At 41.0% G+C, this 8,464-nt stretch carries 7 protein-coding genes and 1 riboswitch; of the genes, 4 read left to right on the top strand and 3 right to left on the bottom strand.

The features are described from left to right. Positions 1–371: 371 nt before the first annotated feature. The 3 genes from CWB66_RS10485 to CWB66_RS10475 form a co-directional block, all read right to left on the bottom strand. The gene (locus tag CWB66_RS10485; protein WP_077536715.1) at positions 372–1,436 is read right to left on the bottom strand and encodes an OmpA family protein; all 1,065 of its coding nucleotides are present in this window, start codon (positions 1,434–1,436) and stop codon (positions 372–374) included. A gap of 226 nt (positions 1,437–1,662) precedes the next feature. Continuing rightward, entirely contained in the window at positions 1,663–3,072 is a 1,410-nt protein-coding gene (locus CWB66_RS10480; protein ID WP_138585347.1) for a protein adenylyltransferase SelO, read from the bottom strand. An 11-nt stretch (positions 3,073–3,083) separates the two neighbouring features. Further along, positions 3,084–3,779, bottom strand: a complete 696-nt coding sequence (locus CWB66_RS10475) for a DNA-3-methyladenine glycosylase I (protein ID WP_138585346.1) — start codon at positions 3,777–3,779, stop codon at positions 3,084–3,086. A gap of 191 nt (positions 3,780–3,970) precedes the next feature. After that, positions 3,971–4,171: riboswitch (Lysine riboswitch) on the top strand. A gap of 129 nt (positions 4,172–4,300) precedes the next feature. Here CWB66_RS10475 and dapA point away from each other — a divergent pair. From dapA to CWB66_RS10455, 4 genes are read left to right on the top strand one after another with little or no spacing between them, the layout of a single operon-like run. Then, positions 4,301–5,185 carry a 4-hydroxy-tetrahydrodipicolinate synthase gene (gene dapA, locus CWB66_RS10470; protein ID WP_138585345.1) on the top strand — a complete coding sequence of 295 codons (885 nt, stop codon included), beginning with the start codon at positions 4,301–4,303 and terminating at the stop codon, positions 5,183–5,185. Between the two features lie 15 nt (positions 5,186–5,200). After that, positions 5,201–5,941, top strand: coding sequence for a 2,3,4,5-tetrahydropyridine-2,6-dicarboxylate N-succinyltransferase (locus CWB66_RS10465; RefSeq protein ID WP_138585344.1), 741 nt, complete (start codon positions 5,201–5,203; stop codon positions 5,939–5,941). Further along, positions 5,941–7,146: a PLP-dependent decarboxylase gene (locus tag CWB66_RS10460; RefSeq protein ID WP_138585343.1), complete on the top strand. Its 1,206-nt coding sequence runs from the start codon at positions 5,941–5,943 to the stop codon at positions 7,144–7,146. Before CWB66_RS10465 ends, CWB66_RS10460 begins: the two co-directional genes overlap by 1 nt. 5 nt (positions 7,147–7,151) lie before the next feature. After that, entirely contained in the window at positions 7,152–8,273 is a 1,122-nt protein-coding gene (locus CWB66_RS10455; protein WP_138585342.1) for a succinylglutamate desuccinylase/aspartoacylase family protein, read from the top strand. The last annotated feature ends 191 nt before the right edge of the window (positions 8,274–8,464 follow it).

The raw sequence follows: 8,464 nt of genomic DNA, 5'->3' as shown, positions 1-8,464 counted from the left end.
GGTTAAGATATTTACTAATATATTGAATCATAATGATATTTAAATTTATTTTTCTCTAGCCAGAGATTTTCAGTGAAAACAAGGCGAATTTACGCGTCAATAGCGGGCCTATTGCAAGCAAATTCAACGCAGTTAGCGCTGAAAATAGCTGCTCGAGATAGATTTATTATCCAGAGTTCGGGTTATTTATAGTTTTATCGACAATTGATCCGCATCCATGCAGTTGTATATCAGAAAATTTTAACGCAGTTAGGCGTCAGGTTTGATCCCTCAAATTGATAAAGTACTATTGTTATACCGTTACCTACTTTTAATATACGCATAAAAAAACCCAGCGCGTGGCTGGGTTTATAAAACTTAAATTCTAACTATTAACGCTTAACTTTTACGCGCTCAACAGTTGATACATGAGCTTCAACACGACGGTTTTCTGCGTGTGCAGCTTTAGTATTAGCTGTATTTTTAAGACGTTCTTCGCCGTAGCCTACAGTACTAATACGATCTCTTGAAATACCATCTTTAACTAACTCATCAGCAACATCATCTGCACGCTTTTTAGATAGTTTTTTGTTGTAACTTGCGTCACCAACAGCTGAAGCATGACCTTCAAGTAATACTGTTGTCTCTGTATGCTCTTTCAAAAACTTTGATACCGCAGCAATGTCGTCAAAATATTGTTGCTTAACCATCGCAGAGTCATGTGGGAATGTAACTAATAAGCTAGTTGTTACTTTAGCTTCTTCATACAAAGTACATCCATCGCTATCAACTGCATCTGTCATTGGTGTGTTTGCACATTTATCATCTGCATTAACAACACCATCATTGTCGCTATCAGCAGGAGTTGCAACTGGTGCTTCAACAACTACAGGTTCTGGTGCCGGTTTAACAGGCTCAGCAGGTGCAGAGTTTTGGCCAAATAAGTAGTTAATACCAATTTTAGCGCCTAAATCTGTATAACCTTTATCAAGACCTTGATAAACGGCTGTTTCTGCATTTACAAACAAGCCGTCTGTGATGAAATGTTGGTAACCAACACCTGCATTTAAAAACGTATTATCTTTAACAACGTCAATTTCTTTAATACCGAATAAACCGTAAAAAGGACCGCCATTAAAGTGGTACAAACCGTCAATGCCGTAACGCTCACCGTCAACATTGTTACGGTTACCATTTACTTTATCAAAAGCGTTAAAATCCATGTCTGCATATTCAATTCGTGCACTCCAGTAATCACTGAAACGGTAACCTACTTCGGCACCCCAACCAGTCGATTCATTGATATCAAGGCCAGCTTGAGCACGGATATTTTCCCATGAAGCATCGTAGTAATCACCGAATGCACCAATGTAAAAGCCTTCTTCTTTATCTGCAGCAAATGTAGATGCACTAGTTGCAGCTAGCGCAATTGCGATTGCAAGTGATTTTAATTTCATTGTTTTGTTCCCATTTTTTAACAACTAATAAATTGTAGCTAATGAACTCTAGCTCAACCAGTTTTGTACAGACTACCTTAACCTTTGTTAATCGATACTTAACGAAAACAAAGGTTATTTTAATTGCATCGGATAATACCACTTGAACATGGCTTACCCTAGCGATGGCGTATTTACGATTAAAAATGGCTCTTTATAATCATGCAATTACATTTGCAATCAATGATTAAGTACCACAAAAGGTGCGATAACCATTATCACTCTCTGGCACAGCCTGAAATTCTAATAATTCCTCACTCTCTAAATATGGGTTATTTATCACTTTCGTAAAGCGATTTAACACATCACTTGAGCCAAATTCATTATACTCGGTAATTATTTTTTCGATAATGTGATTTCGTGGAATGGCTCTAGGATTAGCTTGGCGCATTGTTTGATAGCTATTTTCATCAGTGCGGTGATGCCACTTTATAGCCCACTGTGCTAGCACGCCTGGCACTGTCGCTTTATATTTCAATGATTCAGTTAATGCATCAAAGGTATTGGTGTAATCTAATTGATGGTCCTTTAATAATTTTAATAGCTCACCAATCAAATCACTGTCGTCAATATCTGCTTTTGCCAACCCTAATTTTTGTGCCCACATTGCTGTAAATTCAGTATTAAACTGCTCAGCAAAGCTATTAATATGTGGCGTCATTAATGAAACCGCTTGTTCATCATCGTCATGAATTAGTGGTATTAAGCTCTCTGCTAAGCGGGCGCAATTCCAGTTAGCCATATTTGGCTGATTACCAAATGCATAGCGACCTTGTTTGTCGATAGAGCTAAATACAGTATCAAAATCAAAGCTATTCATCATGGCACACGGGCCGTAATCAATGGTTTCTCCACTCACTAACGTATTATCGGTATTCATAACCCCATGTATAAAGCCAACACGCATCCAGCTCACAACTAGCTTAACTTGGTTTTTAATCACAGCGCCTAAAAATGCTAAATAGCGCTGCGATCCTGTACCAGTTATTTCTGGGTAATGTCGCTCTATAGCTAAATCAGCTAAATTTTTAAGTCCTTCAACATCGCCTTGCGTCGCTAAATATTGAAACGAGCCAACACGAATATGGCTCGTCGCTAAACGAGTAACTATGGCGCCTGCTTGTGGCGGATTACGATAAACCGTTTCGCCACTACCAACAACCGCTAAGCAGCGTGTGGTTTTAATGCCTAGTGCATGCATTGCCTCGCTCATTACGTATTCACGAATAGCAGGACCAAGTGCACAACGCCCATCACCCCCTCTTGAGTAAGGAGTAGCACCAGAGCCTTTTAATTGAATATCCCACAGCTGATTTTTATCATCATTAATAGCGCCCAGTAAATGCGCTCGCCCATCGCCTAAACGTGGTGAAAAATGTCCAAATTGGTGCCCAGAGTAACCAAGTGCTACTGCAGGAATAGCCTGTTTTTCGTTACCGCTAAAAGTGCTGGCACGCAAATCAGCAGTAACGTTAATATTAAACTCTTTTGCTAAGCTCTCATTCCACAGCAATAACTGAGGAGAGGCGACACTTGCAGGGAAATCTTCTATCGCAAAGTTTTCGGCTATTTGCGTATATCTTGGCACTAATTTCATGGTAATTCCTATTATTGCTGGCTTATACCAACACGGTTATCGCCTACACCATAGGCCACAATTAAGCTTAACTCTTGCATACTTAAGCCACTTTGCTTTTGCATTTCATTAAAAAAGGCTTGGGCTGCACTCAGTGACTTTTTAGTTTGTAAGCCGCCGTCTATAATTTTATGGGCACGCAAATAATTCTCTACATCGCGTGATAGTAAAAAAGTATCTTTACCAAGAGCTCGTAGCGCATAAGGCCCTGTATTTCCGCCTAAACGCGCGCCATGCTTTTTTAAATACGCCCATAAACCAATAATATCGTCTGCTGGACAATTAGCGACAAACTGGCTAAAACTGCCATGTTCTTGTGCTATTTCGTGGATCATGTAAGCATTTTCAGTAATTGTTTTTACTTTTTTATAGTTACGAACAATACGCTCATCCGTTGCTTTTTGTTCCAGCATATCGGGGGGCATCATTAATACCTTATCGACGCTAAAATCCCAAAAAACCTCTCTAAATCCCGACCACTTATTATTAATGACTGACCAATAAAAGCCACTTTGAAATACTTTTCGAGTAAATTCTTCCAGCCAATCGTCGTCACTTAACGTGCTTAGTTGTTTTTTAGATAGCGGTTTTGCAAGTAATAACTTAAGCATTTTTTCAGAGCCTTTTCGCTCTACCGCTCGCTTATAAATATCGCTAAATTTTTCCATACTAATTAAATACCTCACTACTTATGTTGCTAGTGTACGAGAAAAGCAGCCAATACGTAACCACTCCCATTATCGATGAATTAATCTATATTTAGCCGCTTGACACCCAGACGGCTAAAATGCTTTAATCGCTGCAATTACCCTATTTAAATTGCACAGGTTTGTAAGTTTTACTCTTCAAACAGGTGCAAAGGGCTAGAAGAGGTGCGTTATTCAGGTAGCGTATGTTAGGAGCGCAAACTCCAGTGAGCATACGTGAGGGGAATTAACGCCGAGAAGTAATCACTTTTGCGAGGTGTTTATTTCGGGCGACTAGGTTGAACCCTAGCGACTGTCACCAATAGCTGCTTATAACAAGCAGCTTATTAGTTTGGTGGAGAGCTTCTGGTCTTAAATATTAAGGCCATGCGCCCTATTATTTTAAGCCCATTCGCTCTTCGAATTATTAGTTCGAACGAGGTTAATGCGGCTCCTTCCATAAAGCTTTTTAACTCTTCGAATAACTTATAAGTTCGTGAGAGATGACCAATAACTTCAATATAAACGACTACAAATTATGGACCGCGCTCGTTACGCCATTAGATCAACACGGCGATGTTGACTACAACACGTTAACTAAACTGGTTAGCGATCAAGAAGCGGCACATAACGGTATTTTACTACTTGGCAGTACGGGCGAAGGTTTGGCACTAACGCTTAACGAGCAACAAGCCATTGTTGAACACGTATGCCAGCTAAAACCAAGTGTACCACTTATGGTTGCCGTGGGCGGTAGTAACTTAAAGCAACAAATTGAGTGGGTTAACTACTGTAATACACTCCCAATTCATAGCTTTTTACTGGGCTCACCGCTTTATGCAAAGCCCGGCGCTGTAGGTCAAACTCATTGGTTTGAAAGCCTACTCGATGCAAGTGCTCATCCGTGTATGCTTTATAACGTACCGGGCCGCAGTGGTGTCAGTATTCCTGTTCAAACAGTGACTAACTTACAAAATCATAAAAAATTATGGGCGTTAAAAGAAGCCAGTGGCAATATTGCTCAGTTTGAGGCTTATCGCCAAGCCGCGCCTAATTTAGCCTTATTTAGTGGCGACGATGCGCTAATGCCTTATTTTGCCCAAGCTGGTGCAAAAGGTTTAGTGTCGGTAGCTGCAAACGCATGGCCCGCACAAACTCACGAGTTTGTTAAACGCAGCTTAAGTGGTCAATATCCTAATTTATTTGCTCAATGGACTAGTGCCATTAATAGCCTATTTGCTGTCGCAAACCCTATTCCCGTAAAGGTATTGATGCATTTGCAGGGCCGCTTAAGCAGCCCGCAACTTCGTCCACCTTTAACACATCTTGAGTTAACTCAAACCGATTGCATCACAACTGCAAACAACACTATTTTATCTTGGCATTAAATACAGGTTTTTATAATGAGCTGGTTAGAACTATTAAATAATTTAGAATCGGGCGCAGTACGCGCAGCATCACAAAACGAAAGCGGCCAATGGCAAGCTAATGTAGAAGTAAAGCAAGGCATTTTAGAAGCCTTTAAAAATGGCACTAATACTGAGTTTGCAGGCGGCTTTGTTGATAAACACAACTTAGCTCCACAAGAGTTTAGTACTGACGATGGCGTGCGCATGGTGCCGGGTGGCTCGAGTGTTCGCCGTGGCGCTTACGTGGCTAAAGGCACCATTATTATGCCACCAGCGTATGTAAACATTGGTGCATACATCGACGAAGGCACAATGGTAGATAGCCACGCACTAGTGGGCTCGTGTGCACAAGTAGGTAAAAACGTACATTTAAGTGCTGCAGTACAGCTTGGTGGTGTACTTGAGCCAATTGGTGCAAGCCCAGTCGTTGTTGAAGACGATGCCTTTATTGGTGCAGGCTGTATTCTTGTTGAAGGCGTAGTCATTAAAAAAGGCGCAGTACTTGCCCCAGGCGTGCGTTTATCGGCAACTATTCCGGTATACGACTGCGTAAACGAGCGTCAGCTTAATAAAGGCGAGCCAATTCCAGAGTACGCTATTGTAATACCGGGCTCTCGCCCTGCGTCAAACGAATGGGCGCGCGAGCAAGGCTTAAGCATGTCGTGTGCGTTAATTGTTAAATACCGCGACCAGCAAAGCGATGCATCGTTATTACTTGAAGAGGTTTTACGATAATGAGCTTTTTGAGCACGCCTATCAAAGCCGCTGTAAATACAATTACACAACAACTTGATACGCCTTTTTTTGTTTACGACCTAGATCAACTAAACATGCATCTTGCACGTTTAGTTGCGCAAACCGATGTAAAACTGTGGTACGCGGTAAAAGCAAATCCACTGTCTAAAATAATTCAAAGCTTAGACAGCGCTGGCTTTAATTTTGACGTAGCAAGTAAAGGTGAGCTTGAGCAAGTACTCGCACAAGGTATTAGCTCACAGCGCGTGCTCAACACAGGGCCAGCAAAAAGCCCTAAACAAATTAAACACTTTATTGAGCGCGGTGTGCGTATATTCGTAGCAGAAAGCCTCAATCAAGTACGTTGGTTAAACCAACAAGCACAATTGCAAAATACACAGTTACAAGTATTACTGCGTGTACAATTACGTTGGCCTGTAGGTGAAAAAAACCCACTGGGCGGCGACAGCCTCACACCATTTGGTTTGGGTTGTGATGAGTGGCAAGCACTTAATGTAGCCGACTACCCTGCACTTAAATTTGACGGCTTACATATTTTTCAGTGGGGCAACATGCTTAGCACACAAAAGCTAAGCGAATTGTGGTCACAAATGATTGCACCACTTAGCCAACTTGCCAGCGATTTAAATATCAGCCTTAAAATTCTCGATTTAGGTGGTGGTTTAGGTATTCCCTACACACAAAATGAAACAACACTTGATTGGGATGACTTAATAGCTGCGCTCGCTAAAATTAAAAATGATGCGGGTGTAGATGAATTATGGATGGAACTTGGTCGTTATGCCGTGGGCGAATGTGGTCATTACGCAAACCCAGTAATAGAGCGCAAACAAAACTATAATCAACAGCAAGTAATTTTAAGCGGCGGCATAAATCACTTATTACGCCCTGCTGTTACCAGCCAAGACTTTCCTGCTGCGTTACTGCGTGAATCCAGTGCTAAAACTCAAGCAGTCACTTTATACGGCCCGCTTTGTACAGCGCTTGATTGCTTAGGTGAACATAACCTGCCAAGCGATTTAAATGAGCACGACTGGCTAGTATTTAGCCAATGCGGTGCTTACGGCTTTACCGAAAGTATGCCGTATTTTTTATGCCATGAGCTAGCTGGCGAGTACACATTGCAAAACGGTAAACTTACCTGCGTTCGCCAAGCCGAAAATGCCAGCCACTACTTAAGGTAATAAGCATGAGTAATACAACACACATCAGCCAAGAAAACATTGTAGTAGGAGAAGTTGCAAACGGCTTACCACTTACAATTCCGGTGTATCGTTTAAAAGGTGATGGCACAGGACCTAGTGTTTATGTTCAAGCCAATATGCATGGCGCTGAAGTGCAAGGTAACGCGGTTATTTTTCAGCTGCTTGAGCAGTTAAAAAACTTAAACCTTAATGGCGATATTACCCTTGTGCCCTACGCTAACCCAATTGGTTGTAATCAAAAATCTGGCGAGTTTACCCTTGGTAGGTTCGATCCGATTACGGGTACTAATTGGAATCGCATGTATCACTACAATAAAAATTTAGTGACACAGTTTGCACAAAATCATACTCAGTATGATGACGCCACATTAAAAAGTAACTTCAAACAGGCGCTTATTGACGAAGTAGACAGCAAACTCAACGGCCCTGCTTATTTACTTAATACAGGTAAACGCATTGCGCTTAACTTACAAAAGCTCGCTCATCAGGCTGATATAGTACTCGATTTACACACAGGTCCTATTTCAAGCAAACATTTGTACTGCCCAACCTATGCAACCGACAGCGCACGTTACTTTAATATTGAACATGTACTGCTTATTCCTAGTGATTTTGACGGTGCAATGGATGAAGCTAACTTTTGCCCATGGTGGCATTTAAGTGATGCACTTAGTGGGCAAGGTCGCGAATTATCAATACCTGTAGAAGCATTTACTGTAGAGCTAGGCAGCCAAGAAAAAATAGACTTAAAAGAAGCACTAAACGATGCTAACAGCATTTTAAGTTACTTAAACCACAAAGGCGTATTACAAAACGCGCCGCATACGCCAGCTAATATGACTCGTTATGCATGTAATTTAGATGACTACTTTGCCTATTACGCCCCTATTGGCGGTATGGTTGAATACATAGCACCTCTTGGTGGACGCATTAAAGCCGGTGAGCCTATTGCCAATATTTTACGCATGGAGCGCTACTTAACCGAGCAACCACTGCAAACACTTACTCTCGATTGCGATGCAATTGCCATTTTGCACTTTGCATCGGCAAGCGTTAACCAAGGTACAGAACTTTATAAATTTTTTACTAACATATTTGAGCTTTAGCTCCCACTTCTCATTGCGTGAGAGTAATACCAATTGCATTAAATTAGTGATCTATTATAACGATAAGGAAATAGCTTAATAACAAGGCTAAAATTATGGTACATAGTTGTTCTATATAAATAATTTTTAACGTAGTTAGTGATGTATTTAATTCGCTAGTAGGATCATTTTTTTTTTAAATTTGGTATTAT

This window comes from Pseudoalteromonas sp. S558, assembly GCF_005886635.1.
GTDB lineage: Bacteria > Pseudomonadota > Gammaproteobacteria > Enterobacterales > Alteromonadaceae > Pseudoalteromonas > Pseudoalteromonas aliena.
The sequence above is the reverse complement of the archived record's forward strand: the minus strand, read 5'-3'. Positions and strand labels throughout refer to the sequence as shown.

Bases quoted from the DNA above. Each gene is read 5' to 3' on its own strand.
- CWB66_RS10480 (WP_138585347.1), bottom strand. From the start codon at position 3,072: ATGAAATTAGTGCCAAGATATACGCAAATAGCCGAAAACTTTGCGATA.
- CWB66_RS10475 (WP_138585346.1), bottom strand. From the start codon at position 3,779: ATGGAAAAATTTAGCGATATTTATAAGCGAGCGGTAGAGCGAAAAGGC.
- dapA (WP_138585345.1), top strand. From the start codon at position 4,301: ATGACCAATAACTTCAATATAAACGACTACAAATTATGGACCGCGCTC.
- CWB66_RS10465 (WP_138585344.1), top strand. From the start codon at position 5,201: ATGAGCTGGTTAGAACTATTAAATAATTTAGAATCGGGCGCAGTACGC.
- CWB66_RS10485 (WP_077536715.1), bottom strand. From the start codon at position 1,436: ATGAAATTAAAATCACTTGCAATCGCAATTGCGCTAGCTGCAACTAGT.
- CWB66_RS10455 (WP_138585342.1), top strand. From the start codon at position 7,152: ATGAGTAATACAACACACATCAGCCAAGAAAACATTGTAGTAGGAGAA.
- CWB66_RS10460 (WP_138585343.1), top strand. From the start codon at position 5,941: ATGAGCTTTTTGAGCACGCCTATCAAAGCCGCTGTAAATACAATTACA.